Here is a 14433-nt window from a genome sequence, read left to right as displayed (position 1 = left end):
TCCGTTGCGCCGATCGCCGCGCGCATGGCTTTCAGGCCGACAAGCTCGGGCAAGTCGTTGAGAAGGCCCGCCCAAGCCTGTGCATCGAACAACCGTCGACCCCTGGGGCGCGGGTCGTCTGGCGACAGCACGCCGAACTCAACCAGGACCTGCTCGACAAGGTCCGGGGACAGCCGGGTTTCCTCTGCGGCCGTGACGACCGAGTGCAGCTTGCGTGTCGCGATGTCCTCTCCCAGAAGGCAGGTGCCTTGCGCGATCGGCCAGTGTTCGAAAATGCAATCCCGCATCAGGTCGATAAGCGGGGCAAACGCGTCGTCGTGGAGCAGATCCTGGCTGAACCTCATGTACAACTGACCGAAGGCCTTGTTGGGCCCGTCCCATGTACCGGTTGCGGCCGCCGCGATCCGGTCGAAGGCATCGCGGATGGCCACTGAGCCATGGCGCGCGGCCTCGAAGCCCGCAGCGTGATCCGCGCCGGGCGTTGCGTCACAGTCCGTCCCGTCCGCGCGCCGCAAGGCCGCGCCGAGGAGCGGGCAAAAGATCGCCCCGACCCTTAGTGGGTGTGCGCGGAACCAACTGTCGTCTCGACCGTCCTCCAGCCGAGCATCGAGCCAGAGATCGAAGGAGGAAGGTGTCTGGCGCGCTGCATACAAGGCTCCCGACAGGATATCGTCCTCGATTAAAGCGAGGCGCGCTGCGATATCGTTGCGGTCTCGCGGCAGTGGAACGGTCCAGAGCGTGACAAGCGGATATCCATGCCGAACGCAGAGTACGCCTCGCGAAGCTGCCAGTCGCCGCGCATGACCATGGCCGCGATTGCGGGACCGTCCTGTCCCCCGGCATCTTCCCGTAGGCAAACGGGGCAGCCGCGTATCTGCGGATTGCGCAGGGCGCGGGAAACGATCACTTCGCCGCGAAACTTCATCCCGACATCGCCAATGCGCTGCCCCGTCCACGACAGGAGCGTGTCCATCTCTTCGGATGTCAGGTTGGCCCAAGTCGCGAGCGCATCGAAAGCCTCAGGTTTCTCTTCGAGGAAGTATTTGAACGGCGCGCCGATATCGTGGGCGAATTCAACCGTCCCGGTTCTCCATGTGGCTGCAACGCGGCTGAGGTACGAATACACCGTCTCGCGTGGGGCTGGTCTCGGGGTCTGGATCGGAAGGTCGGTTATGGCGGGATGCTCACTGACAAAGGGCTTTGGCCAAATATGAAAGGGCTCGATTGCTGCTGTCGAAAGCCAAAATAGATCTGTTTGGAGGCCTGCGGTGGATCGTCGATGATCAGGGCCTCACCGCTCCTATCCTCCCGTCATTCACTGTCATTGTCGACGCTGCGGTGCAACTTTACCAGATCGGCCTTTCACCGGGGCGCAGAATCAGTACGAGGCGAATGACAGTTGGGCGGAAAGCCGACCTTCGCTGCAGTACGTGCAAAGAGCCGTTAAGGGCAATTTCTCTTTGGATTAAATGTCGATCCAGAATCCTTCTTCCCGATCCTGAAACTCTGTGTAGCGGTATTGCCGTGTGCCTGACTTTACGCTGCACCATACAGCGGACTTAAGAAAATTTCGTTCGCAAAACGCCTCAAGGAAATCGCGACTCACAGTGGTCTTGTAGCCAACTAAATGACTCACTTGATGAGGACAGGCGGGTTCCCAATCGCTATACCAGTGCTGCCAAAAGGCGATTGGCGATCCACCACCCAGCATTTCCATTCCGCTTTCAACGCAGCCGATCTCTGATCTTGGCTGATCTGCGTGAGGCGACGGTAGATGCACATACTGCGCGAGGTCCACCAAGGAGCGACCAACATCAAGCGTTATTACTTTGCCGCAGAGTCTTCTTGATTTTGGTTTAAAACCGATATCTGGGCTGGAATAGAAGCCGCCTTCATAGCGAGCGGGATTAGCCAAAAAAGACCATTTACAATCATCAGGCTTGTCGGGATTTGCTAATGCAGCAGCGCTCCCGGTTACAACATCAAACTCGAACACCGCGTAGCCGGTTCCGTCCACCTCGACGGCACGTAAAGCCGCCAGTATATGACCCGGAGAAGCACTTGAAGCAGCCGCGGCCCAAATGGCTGATGCGACTGACTTTGGGTCACGCTCGCCGAGCAGAATGCCATCCGACCATCCGGGCCTCTCTACTGGCGCAATCCCTGCGAGGCCGCGATTCAAGGTTAGAGCCGCTCGCGAATGTTGCTGGGCTATCGAGTGAGGCAGCTCCCATTCGGAAGCGGCAAAGGAAAGCGTCCGCAGATATGCCGAAACGTAGGTTTCACGATCAGCGAAGTCGAACTGCCCGGTTAACTCGCGGTTACCATGGAAGAAGTATGAAGGATCGCCCTGGCTCCGAAGTTCCGTTGCTTGAAGCCACTCCCACTCATGTTGCCATCGCTTACAGAACGGCATTCCCGACCATCTCTCCAGATGGGAGAGGTGGGAGTGAAACATCCGCGGCACGCCATTGAAGGCCGAAAACGAGCGGCGAAGCGACTCTGGTAATTCCGCTCTCTTTGGAGGAGCGTAAGCGTATCTGAATTGAAAAAGCCTATCGGCTTGGTTAAAGTTTGCCTTCAGAAGCCAGTCAGATAGGTGTGACGCGGCATTTATGGAGTTTCGCACCTCACGAAACTCGAAAAAAGCACCTAAGTTAAAAGCTTCAATGATATTGAGACCAATGATCACCTCACTTTCAAACTTCTTTTGGCTAATCCAAACCAGCAGGCGATCGGCGGCGTTGCGATCACCAGACTTGATCAACTCCGCTAGAGCTCTCGCGGCTTCCAATCGAACGCGGGGGGCAGGCCATAGAAGCCGGGTCAGGAGGATATCTATTGAATGCACTGCTAAGCCCACGAAGGTTTATCCAATGGCTGTTGAGAAACTTCTTCCATGAAAGCGTCGACAAGCGCGTCGGTATGGGCTTTGGCGAGTTCAAGTTCGCCTATCTGGATGAGGAAATAGATTAGCCGCGTGAAGCCGATCACCAATCCGTTTCTACTTTCTCGAAGGTTGAGCACGGGTTTACTGGTCTCGCGGACAAAGTCCTTCCAACGCGCCCTGTGGTCGCGAGCGACTAGCTCGAGCCGAGCTTCCGCCTCGTCTTGGCTTGTGAAATATCTTTGCCAGCCATAGCGTGCGATGTGGGCGCGCACCAACCACTTGAATGCATCGCTGCGACCGTGAAGCTTTGCCGCCAATTCGGCTGCCGTATCAAGGCCGCTTTCGATCTTTAGGTGAAGTCGTGGTTCGGACAACTCCGCCTCCAAATCGGTAAGCGCCGCGGTACCCTGCCCCTTGGCATCCCAATAGTTGAGCCATTCTCCGATTGTCGACCTCGAACTATCGTAAATGTTCAGGCGGCTACGCTCAGCAATCAGTTCCGAGAGCTTGCCGGGGGGGTAGTCGCCAGGCTTTGGAGGCTCCACATTGCCCTTTTCCTCATTCTCGTGGCTTGCGGACGCGTATCGATCCGCCTTGAGTGCGTGTTCGATGTTGGGCCCAACTTTTCTGCGGAGATCATCCCCGATGGACGGAGATAGGTTGGCTTTCTCAACGGCCAGTCTTTCGCTCGGCATGATAAAGGTAGAAAGAAGTGCAGATCCTTCGGCGGTCTGGGCCAAAGGGAGAGAGGGAAGCTCCTTGTACAATTCTTCGGCATAGTGCCAGTCCTCAGCCCTGATTAGATCGTTCAGCATGGGCGCGATGCGTTCGGGATAGTGCTTTGCCACGGCAGCGTAGTATTCGCTGCGGATATGATCGGTTCCGTCACCGTCGGTGTAGTCCGTGATGCGATGAAACGCGCCTGCTAGATCCAAGAGGATTTGCTTGGCGTTCTGATCCCCAACTTCGATCATCATTCCTAACGCGGTAAGAACGTCGTCTGCAAATGCATCCTTTCGCCAGCCATACCCAAACAAACAATCGACAGCATGTCTCAATGCCTGGGCTGCGAGCCGAAGTTTGTTGTGGTCGTGCGCTGCAAGAGCCAGCTTGCCGTAGTTAGCAGCTCGCTCGTTAAACACAGTCACGGACCGTCTGAGTTCGTCCATGTAAGTCGAAATGAACGTCTCAGCGCTAGCCGGGTCATGCAATGATATCCGGCGTGTTGTGAGCTTCTCCAGCCAAAGTTCGTTAAGCCAGAAGGGTGATGTACGGGCCTCAGAAAGAGCGGCATCGTCGATTTGATACGCAGCATCAAGCCCTCGACCTATGAGGCAAAGATCGAAGGCGGCGTCGATAAGCGCAAGGCGCACAGCAATGAAACGCCTTTGATCGTCATAGCCTCGCTCGTAGCAAGGTTGCCCATCATACCAACTGAATACGTCACCGAGAGTTGGCCAACGCTTCGTGTTGGCCCAGTGTGCAGCGATGCATTGCGCGAGTTTTTCAAACGCACGTACTGCACCCGCGAGCCAGCTTTCCGATGCATGATCCGGGATCTTTACCCAGCTTTTTGTTGGCTTTCCCGCCAGAGCAGCCGCAAGTGCGGACATGAAATTATTATAGACGATTCCTCGAATATCTGTTTGGTGGCGATCTACTGGGCCATCAGCGCCTGCAAAAAGCGTCGACAGATTTTTGCCGGAGTTGCTTGCTTTTATTGCGTCTCCTTTGACGATCCCCAAGCAGCGAATAGCGGGGTGCTTTTCTGCCTTCAACGGATTTTGGCTAGCAGGCGACAGGCCTTCGAGGCACAGGCACGCAAACAGCTCGCGGTCAAACTCGACGCCTGTGAAACTCTTACCCGCTTGCAAGACAGAACCAACATTTCCGACAAGGCGCGCGCTTTGAGCGAAAGCGGCAACGATAGAGTCTGCTTGACCATAACCGCGCGCGAAACGCAGTACCCGAGCAACCTCGTTCTTCTTGCTTGCAGCAACTACTGAGACCACAGCCCGAGCAAAATCGCCTTGCTGGTCATTGCTGATGTATTCTTCGTGGCGGTTTTGGATGATGCGTCCGTTAAGTTCCTCAACAGCTTGCTCGACAAGCGCATCTCGCTGACTCTCATCGGTCATCTGGACGAGCGCCGAGATTAGCGAGGAAGGCAAGTTAACCAAGTCAGCGCGAAGGACGGCCGGCAAATAAATGTCGCCACTTAAAGCGGCCGCAACATACCAAACCTGGGCTAGTTCTTCGTGCTGTAGCTCAACGGCATTTATCGCACGAATCTTTACAAGTCGGTGACGCGCGACGCTTGCCAAATCGAATACTTCGAAAGCGGCCTGTTCAGCATGATTCAATACATTGATCAAACGGTCGATCGGGTACCCCGCAGTGACGAAGGACAACGCCCACTCACGGGAAGGTCCCTTGATTAGGTTCTGTGCTTTCCCGCGTGTTGCCTGAGTGATCCATAGCCACGCCTCTCGCCAGTAGGGAGGCGCTTCTGTTTCCAGCCATGCCAAAGTCGGCGAGCTGTTGGCCATAAAAATTGAATGGTGACTGGGATCATCTCGAAGAAAGGCGAACAAGCTACCGTGAAAGGGGCGTACTTCCATCTCTCGAAAGTCGAGGAGATGACCGATCTCGGCCAGCCCCAAGATGCTCTGATCGTCCACGCCAAAGCAGTTATTGAGAGCAAATGGCGGCGGACTGAAGTCGAGACCAGCTAGGACGTGTAGAATTGCTTTCCCGCGTGGAGAAAGCTGCAACATAAACCCAGCGTAATAATCCCGGATGTCTCCACTGGGACAGGCCGGCTGCCCTCGAACTAGGTCTGGTGTCACTTCATTGCCGGCACGGGCAACGGCCTCGAATGAATAAATCAGATGCAGAGGCAAGCCATTGGATATGTCAAAGAAAGCATCAGAAACCGCTGCAAGCGCCTTCGCTTTCGATTGGTGAGGCCATCGGAAGAGATTCAGCCGTCCAGCGCGGTGTTGTGATGCAATCCAGCCTTCAACTGCAGCGCGATTCATAAGAGGAAGCTCGACCCAGCCTTCCATAGGTGCTGCAGCCAGCATCCTTTTTGGAAGGTCCTTTTCCGCAATCTTCTGGGTCCCAATTACCAGATGGGTACCTGGTACGGCGGGGATCAGCGCGTTAAAGAGTTCTTCGGCGTGCTCACGATCACGGCCTTCTCGCCAGACGTGATCGAGTCCGTCGATGATCACGATAAGGCGTCTTCCTTCGGCGATGACATTCCGGGCAGCTTGTTCGATCGTTTCGCCCAAAGTGCTATGCCTCCGCACTCTCAAGTCAGGCATCGCCTCTTGAAGTTGAGCTTCTAGCGAACGTGCAATAGCTTGGAAGTGGAACCTTCCCTCAGATCTGTCATTGAGGCTAAGGAAGTAGTGGTGCCTTATACACACAACCTTTTTAGTATCGAGTTTCGACTTAAAGTGGCTGAGTAAAGTACTTTTCCCACGCCCAGGAGGAGCCCAAAGAACCGTGACGCCATCGCCATTTACTGTCCGCGAAAAGAAATCGTCAAAAAAGCTCTCGTCCGGCACACGGTAGTTTTCTGGCACCGTGAAATCTTGGGGAAGGGGCATGGCTCTTTCAGGGGAAAAAGCTTGCTGGAGATGGATGTAGCGGATACGCCCGTCAGGGCCTGGCCGATTTTTTTGTGTCGCCCAAAGTTGGAGCTGTTTCTGGAATAATGCCCAACCAGCGCTGTCCGTGTCAGATGCTATACGCGCCCAGAGGGTCGCTTCAAGGTCCTCAAGTATGGGTTGCGAGTGAATGAAGTCAAAGTTTTTAAAGAACTTTTGAGCGGCCGTAGCCGATCCAAGCTGTGCAATAATCTGCGTACGAATTGGCAAAGGGATCTTTGAATAATTTACACGACTGCCCTTCAAGGATTTGGAAAACTCTGAATCCGGTTTTCGATCCGTCATGAGACGAGCATTCGCCAGACAACCATCATCCAAAATCTTCAAGACTGGCGCAGCCCAGTGCTGAAGGAAAGACTTTCCTTTGGGCTTCGCGCCTAAGAGCCATTCCCAATCAAGCGCTGTCTTTGGGTTTTCTGGATCGACCGCAAACTTGACCTGTGTAACTTCGAACCGACCATCAGCTAGGCACGCAACCACGTCATCCACGGCACGGAATGACTGGTCGGATGCTTCGACCTGTACCCACGAATATTTTCTGGGGTTGCGATAGAAATCAAGCAGTGTCTGTGCCGCAACCAAGTCCTGGTATGCGAAGCCAACTCTTGTGATTGCGGTTGGTTTGTAGTTGTGACCCATGCCTTATGCTCTCTAAGCTGAGTCTTGTTCCAACACGCAGCATACTCAACCAATTGCATAGATATCACCCGCATTCCAAGAGAATAGACTTTTCTGTTGCATACGCTCCGGGCTAAAGCCCAGTCATTTGCTTCGGCTTCCACGAACGGCGGGTAAGGGCCGGTTGCGCCAGATCCGGCAGACAGGGCGGGGAGTTGCCGTTCGCTGCGCTTGTCACGAACGGCAGCAGTGCGCAGGAAGCGGACATAGTCATTCACCGGTCGGATGGAGTTGTTCAACCACGCTCGGCCTGCGGTATCCCGCACCCATGGCTCAGCTGTAGCGTTTTCCAAGTTACGCAGCGCGATCCTTGCGAAGAGGTCGCGGCGGACATGCGCAAGGGCGAACTCGTCTGGCGCGAGACCGGCGACGGCCACGGCGTCACGCTGGTTGCCACCGACGCAGGCCTTGCCACCATCGGCATCGAACAGGACACTTCCGCCGCCCCCGAACCCGCACCCAAGACGCGCACGCCACGCGAGGGCACCAAGCAAGCGACCCTGATCACCATGCTACGCGCGCCGGACGGCGCGACCATCGAAGAGATCATGGCCGCTACGGGCTGGCAGTCGCACACGGTGCGCGGCGCGATCGCCGGGGCGCTGAAGAAGAGGCTCGGACTCGGCGTTACCTCGGAAAAAGTCGAGGACGCGGGCGGGTCTACTTCATCCGCCAAGGTCCTGAGGTCGACTGAAAGTCGGCAAAAGAAGTTGGCGGCCGTTCTGCAAACTACTCAAAATGGGATATCGTCGTCTGATACCGTGGGTGGGGTTCTTTCTCGAAGGGTTTGAGAGTTGGAATTGCGCTGCGGACCTTTCCCGTCAGTGAAAAACACCTCGAAGCCTCGGGAAGTCCGCCGACGGACGTGGGGTCGCGTGTTGCTTTTATCCCATTCAGCGAGCTCGTCGTAAGACGCAAACTGCGGACCTCTTTCATATCCCCGCGACGCCATCGACGCCCGCCAAGCTTCAATTTCGTCCTGTTGATCAGCCGCTTCGAGTTCTTCTTCCGAAGCTGTTCCCCACCAGTTCGCCTTTTCTCGATTACTTGCACGCGAATATTGGCGGCTGTAGCCCTCGATAATGTCTACGGCGTCTGCACCCGCGCCAAACAAATCCTCAAAGTCACCCATTTTTGCACCACCAAATTTCTCTCATGGACGTGTTCTCCTGCCTATGAATCTATTTCTCAATCAGGCGTCCATCTGAGGTGATCCACATGCCGCCGCTTAGGTAGGTGTATTCACCGCTGTCACCCACAGAAAATTCATCGTAGATGGCCTTCATTTCTCGCAGCGCCAAGACAGAGATATCCTCGAACCCAATTTGGTCGAGGACCGTCGCAGCCAAGTGAAGAAGGTCATCCTTGTCCGGATAGACGGAGGTCTCAATGTATGCCCGCCCCATCTGATCCTTCTTCGTCGCGTAGTTCAGATTGCGATCCTCAAACGCCCGAGAGGTTGCGCTAATCAACGACGCTTGATTCCCGAATACCCTATATTCCCCGGTGTCCTCAGAGGCAGTTGCAGTCATAAGCCGAACGCCGTCCCGGTCAGAGATCAGCCGAAAGAAAACATATGGCTCCGAGCAGATGCAATACTCTTCTTGGCGCAGCGAGAGTTTGTTAGAGGTTTGGATTATCGCCATGATTCCGATCCGAACTGTTTTCAAACAGCTTACACCTCAGCCTTGGACGGGCAACTCATTAGCGACTTGTCGGACCAAATCGCAGGTGATGGCCCAAGACTTCTTCGTGCGCATTCAATGCCTCGAACACCCGCCGCAGGACGTAGGCCGCGCGATGCTGACCACGCTGGATACCACGCCCATCTTCAGGTTCAGCGCCAGCGTCGTTTGCAGGCCGAAGATCGGAAAGATCAGGATCTACGTCATGACCGCGACGCCGTAGCGCACGATTACATTGGCGACGGATTCGACGAGCGACATCAGGCGGGAGTGTTTCATGCTGCGACCTCAGAGACTCACGGCGACGGTCGCCACGTGCCGCGCGCTGTGCCAGCGATAGGCGACAATGCCCGGGAACAGCGCCCAGGCTTCGCGCAAGTCGCCGCGATCATCGTTCAGCGCCTTACCGGTGCGCTTGGCCTTCGCCGTCCCCACCTGTTTGCGCCAGCCCGGGTCATATTCCACTCCGTAGGGCGGATCAGTGACCAACAGGAGCGGCTTCACAGAGCCGAGCAGACGCTCGACCTTGGTGGCGAAGGGCTGGGACCGGTCATCCGCCGCGCACGGCACGAAGGTCGGGAATGGGCCGGGAGCGACGGCCGCGGCGATGCTGCAACTGCGCACCTCGCCGAGATCAAGGTGGTGAATTTGGGCTCGGAGCGGTCATGCGGCGGCGCATCGGGTCGTGCGCCTGGCAGGTAGCGGCGGCCGTCACTCCCGGCCCAGAGCGGACCTTGACGATGTGGATCAACGCCGCGGTGCAGCTTTCAGTGAGTAAACATCTACAGCATCAGGCTTTCGGAGTGACCCCTCCCTTTTTCAGAAGCGCTGCGCCGATGCGGAAGAGGTCGGGCATGTCGTAGCGCCCGTCTGGGCGGCTTGTGAGGACACCCATCTTGGCCAGGCGTTCGGCGAGGTCGGGCTCTCTATCAGACAGATCAGATTTCCGGGACGGATTGATCGGCACCGGAGTGAGGGCATTTTCTTTGCGCGCAATTTTCACGGCGGCTTCCACCGTGGCGTTCTCTATCCAAGCGTCAAAGAAGACCTGTGGTTCTGCCGGCACCCGTAGACCCGCGAGCGGTTGGAGGACTCGTTTGATCCAAGGGTATTCCGTGTGCAGCTGATCGATGCGGACTTTAGAGGCTTCCCTGAGCCCATCGCGGATCGTTTGCGGAAGGAGGATGAGGGCGCCTGAATCTCGGGATTGGGACCGTTCCGCGGCATTCTGCATCAGGATGAGAAAGCTGCGTGGCGTCACATCTCCGAGGCCATCTGCCAAATGGTTATACGGCCAGTCAAAGGTTTTCCCCTTTCGCGGTCCTGCGCCCATGAAGTTACCCGCCATGGCCTCGAAAAGCTTTTCTTGTAGGGTTTTATTGCTGGACAGCTTCCAGGTTCGAAGCTCCTCTGGTTTTTCCGGCGGTTTGCCCAAACCTTGAGCATCGACGAAAAGACCGAATGCCTCCGCCGCCTCTTCGTCAAAAGCCAATCTCGCAAACATCAGCCCGTAAAGATCCGCCTGCCCCCACCCGAGTTTGGCCGCTCCGCTCCGCAGCTTCGGCAGTTCCACGAATCGTAGCGTGAGTTCGCTCAACTGGTCCGGTCGCATGAAAAGCTTGGCCCGGATCGCATTGAACCCGCGCAACTCCCAAACCGATCGCATCAGCGCGTCAATGAGCCCGCTTAGCCGTCCCCAATCCTCCGAGATTGCATCGAGCGCGTCAAAGACGATGAGGAGAGTCTCGCCCTGGTTGGTAAGTTCGTCATCGACCTCCGCCATGGCATCGGCCCAATCCTGGGGATCCGCGAAACGCTTGAGCATCTCCTTGGGGAGGTGCTTTTGGTCAGGCTCGGTCACTTTCAGGGCCGCGCCTGCGATGACGGCTTGCCAGAAGGGAGCTGCGGACGTTTTCTCCTGCCCCGGGGGCACCAGTTTGTCGATCTGGTCCTTAGACACACCTGCGCGGCTCACGCCTCCAAATCCAATCTCGACCCGGAGCTTGCCGAGTTCCAGGCGAGGGTAGAGATCGCCGGCAAGCCGCCTGGTGTCCTTGTTGTAGAGCACGCTCGCCCAGAAGCTCTTACCCGCCCCGCGCGCGCCGAGAACAAGCGTGGTCGCGGGATCGAGCGCTTTGCTATGGGCTGTGGGCGCGAAGACGTCGCGCAACTTTGCCTTGTCCTGTCCGACAATTGTCGTCGAAGCGCTGGGGTCAAACCGGGAGATGGCCTCGCGAATCGCGGAGATATCCTCCGGTTTGGGGTGGCGGGATCCTTGGCCAATGGTCATTTGCCCGATTCCATCTGATCGTCGAACCAATCCAGAAGCCCCCCGAAGGTCGACCGCACGAGCCCCTCATCGAGTTGGACGCGGTTCTCAACCGGATTAAAGCTGCGGTAGCGCTCGTCGTTAAGAATACGTAGCAACGGCACCGGTTCCTTGGGCAGGGGGGCCGGAGCGTCATTGTCCGCCCAGGCTAACTCGAGATCGTCCGGCCCGAGCTTTTCGGGCTTTGCAAGCGGCCCTTCGTCCATACTCCAAAGCGCGTTGAAACGCTCCTTCGCGATCTTCATGTCCGCGGGATCTGCCTTGGCTTGCACGAACCAGGCGTTGTCCTCCCAATCTGTGCCCCCCGGGATACGTTCGCGGATGTGAGCCAGAAGGAAGGCATAGCCTTGGAAGGTCTGCGGCTCATTGATGCCAAACAGGAGAACTCTCGCTCCGAGCCCGAGGACCGGGGCCGCCGTCGTTTCATGCAGCCCCGCGCGCCCGTCAATCAACACAACATCATAGTCGCCGGTCGCCTCAAAGCTTTCCAGCATTTCTTGCATTTGATCGCGAAGAGGCACGGGGGTGCCGGCGCGCATGTCTTCGATGCTTGCCCTGGCGATCTTGGCAAGCGCATCGGCGGGATGTGCCAGGGTTTGGCTACCGAAGGCGGGCACGACAGAAATTCCATCCAAGAGGGAAGATCTGCCGATGCAATCGGCGCGGAACGTGCCATCAGTCCCGGATAGCCCGTTTTCGACGAGCCAATCTACGACACCATAAGTGGGAAGTTCGTCTGGCTTCAAGAGTGTCGCGCCGAGCCCCGGAGCTTCGAGGTCGAGATCCACGGCGAGCACCCGCAAACCCGTCCGGGCCAGATGCGTCGCCGCGATAGAAAGAGCCGTGGAACGACCAACACCGCCCTTGATGCTGACAAACGCAAACCGGGGGATCGTGCCTGGCTTGAGCACGGGACGCGCCATCCAATCTGCACCCACAATCCGGCGGTCGAGAAGTCGAAGGTCCACTCCCTCAATCTTCAGAACGGGTGCGGTTTGGGCCTCCGCCACGATCCGGGAGACGCCGACCGAGTCGCGTCCACGCACGGGGTCTTCGGGGCGGGCATATGGGCCAAGATGCTCGGCCACTGCTTTATTCAAGCCGTCAAGATCTGCTTCGGCGATGTCCAGAATAATGCCAAGGCGGCCTTCAAAGTCCCGGATCACAATAGGCTCTGCGGCGGCCAGATCTCCACGATATGCAGCTTTGAGACTGGCCACGAACTGAGGAAGGCTGGTATCGAAACGAATTGGTTCTCTCATAGCAATTCAGCCCGAGCTACTTCTGCGTCCGTGCGCCATTTCTCCAAGGTTGCGTTGTCCGGTCGTGCACCATCGCTATATCGAATATCGATAGCCCAGCCTTCCATAAAATGCTGATCTGTAAACCGCGCGAGCTGCGATGCTCCGCGCCCAGAAATCGCGTCGCGGAGTTTCGCTTTGAGTTGAGGGAAATGAGCGTAGACAGGCCCATCTTTGCTGTCGGTGGTCCAAGGAATATCGCGGAACAAAGCCTTGACCGCGCACTCAGCGGCAATCCCATAGAGATAACCCGCGGTCGTGCGGTCAGGTCCCGCTGCGTTCCTGTTTCGCTCAGCAGCCGCCCAATTGCGATGGGCAGCCTTGGTCATGTTGGGCGTGAATTGGCTCATGGATCTTTCGTAGTCTTTGGTGCGCCGGTTGCCAAGCTTCGTGCTGCGGGCGCATAACACCGTAGGAGTCCGCAAATCAAAGGTTTGAAAGCAGACGCAGCGAACGGCAGCTTTCCGCCGATGCCGTTGAAAAAGTCTTTGTTGCGCTGCGGCAAGTCTTTCGATTCACTCAACTATGAGGGGATGGGAGGATTTCGGGATGATGGGCAGGCAGGAAGCACCGACGCAGCTGTTCTACGACTTCGATTTGGAGCGGCACGTCCCGGCCAATCACATGCTGCGAGAGATCGATCGGTTTCTTGACGGCGAGAGCCTTCGTGACTCGCTGCGCCCATTCTACAGCCACCTTGGCCGCCCTTCCATCGACCCCGAACTGATCATTCGGATGCTTGTGATCGGCTACGTCATGGGTATCCGGTCCGAGCGCGGCCTGTGCGACGAAGTTCACCTGAACCTGGCGTATCGCTGGTTCTGCCGCCTTGGGCTGGAAGGGAATGTTCCGGATCACTCGACATTTTCCCGCTATCGCCATGGCAAGCTCCGAGAAAGCAACTTGTTGCGGCAGGTGTTCGAAGCCACGGTCGAGCGGTGCCTGAAAGAGGACCTGGTGTCCGGCGAGGGCTTTGCAGTGGATGCCAGCCTTATTTCTGCTGACGCAAACAAGATCCGGTCAATCGCGGCGGAAGACTGGAGCCCTGAGGTGGCGCGTGACGCAGGGAACAGGGCCGCGCGTGAATACCTTGAGACGCTGGATGATGCCGCCTTCGGCGCCGCGTCCCCGAGCCAGCCGAAGTTCGTGGCCAAGTCGGACCCAGCAGCGCAATGGACGCGCGCCGAGGAAAGCCGCCCCTACTTTGCCTATGCCACCAACTATCTGATCGACACGAAAAGCTCTGTAATCATGGACGTCGAGGCGACGAGAGCGATCCGCCAAGCCGAGGTCGGGGCGTCTCGCACCATGTTGGACAGGACGGAGAAGCGGTTCGGAATCCGACCGGACTGGTTGGCTGCGGACACCGCCTATGGCAATGCCGAAAACCTCGGCTGGCTGGTCGAGAAACGCAGCATCATCCCGTTCATCCCGGTGATCGACAAGTCGGAGCGGACCGACGGGACGTTCTCCCGAGCAGACTTCGAGTGGGACGAGGCGAACGACCAGTACATCTGCCCGGAGGGGCACGCGCTCAAGCAGTTCCGCCGGAACTATTCCGATCCAAACCGGGGTCAGGACACCGGTGGGCGCAAGAAATATCGTGCCCTCAAGGCGACCTGCCAAGCTTGTCCATCCAAGGACATCTGCTGCCCAAAAGCAGATGCGCGATACGTCACCCGTGAGCCCCACGAAGAGGCACGTGAGTTCGCCCGAGAATGCCGCAAGACGAAGGCCTACAAGGTGTCGCGCGACAAGCGGAAAAAGGTGGAGATGCTCTTCGCCCACCTGAAACGGATCCTCGGACTGACCCGTCTGCGGCTCCGCGGACCAAACGGTGCCAAGGACGAATTCCTCCTCGCCGCCATCGCCC

10 protein-coding genes and 2 pseudogenes are annotated in these 14433 nt (G+C 57.3%); 3 read left to right on the top strand and 9 right to left on the bottom strand.

Annotation, left to right across the window (positions count from 1 at the left end):
• The 4 genes and pseudogenes from DKT77_RS07005 to DKT77_RS06995 form a co-directional block, all read right to left on the bottom strand.
• Nucleotides 1-515 (bottom strand): annotated as a pseudogene (locus DKT77_RS07005) (hypothetical protein); the annotation flags it as partial.
• Between the two features lie 164 nt (nt 516-679).
• A complete protein-coding gene (locus DKT77_RS07000) occupies nt 680-1159 on the bottom strand; it encodes a TniQ family protein (protein ID WP_274520059.1) in 480 nt (159 codons plus the stop codon).
• A gap of 306 nt (nt 1160-1465) precedes the next feature.
• On the bottom strand, nt 1466-2767 hold the full coding sequence (locus DKT77_RS20675) for a hypothetical protein (protein ID WP_146204976.1): 1302 nt from the start codon (nt 2765-2767) through the stop codon (nt 1466-1468).
• An 86-nt stretch (nt 2768-2853) separates the two neighbouring features.
• Entirely contained in the window at nt 2854-7206 is a 4353-nt protein-coding gene (locus DKT77_RS06995) for an NACHT domain-containing protein (protein WP_109810998.1), read from the bottom strand.
• Between the two features lie 371 nt (nt 7207-7577).
• Here DKT77_RS06995 and DKT77_RS06990 point away from each other — a divergent pair, with 371 nt between their 5' ends.
• On the top strand, nt 7578-8036 hold the full coding sequence (locus DKT77_RS06990; protein ID WP_109810997.1) for a DUF3489 domain-containing protein: 459 nt from the start codon (nt 7578-7580) through the stop codon (nt 8034-8036).
• A gap of 390 nt (nt 8037-8426) precedes the next feature.
• On the opposite strand, the gene DKT77_RS06985 is transcribed toward DKT77_RS06990, so the two are convergent.
• Nucleotides 8427-8891 (bottom strand): hypothetical protein, encoded by a 465-nt coding sequence (locus DKT77_RS06985; RefSeq protein ID WP_109810996.1) that lies wholly within the window; start codon nt 8889-8891, stop codon nt 8427-8429.
• 88 nt (nt 8892-8979) lie between these two features.
• Here DKT77_RS06985 and DKT77_RS21630 point away from each other — a divergent pair, with 88 nt between their 5' ends.
• Nucleotides 8980-9153, top strand: a complete 174-nt coding sequence (locus DKT77_RS21630) for a hypothetical protein (RefSeq protein WP_238547729.1) — start codon at nt 8980-8982, stop codon at nt 9151-9153.
• 68 nt (nt 9154-9221) lie between these two features.
• On the opposite strand, the pseudogene DKT77_RS06975 reads toward DKT77_RS21630, so the two are convergent.
• From DKT77_RS06975 to DKT77_RS20670, 4 genes and pseudogenes are all read right to left on the bottom strand, one after another.
• Nucleotides 9222-9464, bottom strand: a pseudogene (locus tag DKT77_RS06975) (DNA methylase); the annotation flags it as partial.
• Nucleotides 9465-9720: 256 nt separating this feature from the next.
• Nucleotides 9721-11220 carry a hypothetical protein gene (locus DKT77_RS06970; RefSeq protein ID WP_109810995.1) on the bottom strand — a complete coding sequence of 500 codons (1500 nt, stop codon included), beginning with the start codon at nt 11218-11220 and terminating at the stop codon, nt 9721-9723.
• A complete protein-coding gene (locus DKT77_RS06965) occupies nt 11217-12521 on the bottom strand; it encodes a tyrosine-protein kinase family protein (RefSeq protein ID WP_109810994.1) in 1305 nt (434 codons plus the stop codon). Before DKT77_RS06965 ends, DKT77_RS06970 begins: the two co-directional genes overlap by 4 nt.
• Entirely contained in the window at nt 12518-12910 is a 393-nt protein-coding gene (locus DKT77_RS20670; protein WP_146204975.1) for a hypothetical protein, read from the bottom strand. The genes DKT77_RS06965 and DKT77_RS20670 overlap by 4 nt, the downstream gene beginning before the upstream one ends.
• Before the next feature lie 199 nt (nt 12911-13109).
• Between DKT77_RS20670 and DKT77_RS06960 the strand changes: the two genes are divergently transcribed.
• Nucleotides 13110-14433: transposase (locus DKT77_RS06960; protein ID WP_109810993.1), on the top strand; the 1324-nt coding region annotated here is incomplete at its 3' end.

It is taken from the genome of Meridianimarinicoccus roseus (genome assembly GCF_003172915.1).
Classification (GTDB): Bacteria; Pseudomonadota; Alphaproteobacteria; order Rhodobacterales; family Rhodobacteraceae; genus Meridianimarinicoccus; species Meridianimarinicoccus roseus.
Note: the sequence above shows the minus strand (reverse complement) of the source record. Positions and strands in the feature narration are given on the sequence as shown.

Coding starts and splice junctions, on each gene's coding strand:
- DKT77_RS06995 (WP_109810998.1), bottom strand. CDS start 7,206: ATGGGTCACAACTACAAACCAACCGCAATCACAAGAGTTGGCTTCGCA.
- DKT77_RS06990 (WP_109810997.1), top strand. CDS start 7,578: ATGCGCAAGGGCGAACTCGTCTGGCGCGAGACCGGCGACGGCCACGGC.
- DKT77_RS06985 (WP_109810996.1), bottom strand. CDS start 8,891: ATGGCGATAATCCAAACCTCTAACAAACTCTCGCTGCGCCAAGAAGAG.
- DKT77_RS21630 (WP_238547729.1), top strand. CDS start 8,980: ATGGCCCAAGACTTCTTCGTGCGCATTCAATGCCTCGAACACCCGCCG.
- DKT77_RS06970 (WP_109810995.1), bottom strand. CDS start 11,220: ATGACCATTGGCCAAGGATCCCGCCACCCCAAACCGGAGGATATCTCC.
- DKT77_RS06965 (WP_109810994.1), bottom strand. CDS start 12,521: ATGAGAGAACCAATTCGTTTCGATACCAGCCTTCCTCAGTTCGTGGCC.
- DKT77_RS20670 (WP_146204975.1), bottom strand. CDS start 12,910: ATGAGCCAATTCACGCCCAACATGACCAAGGCTGCCCATCGCAATTGG.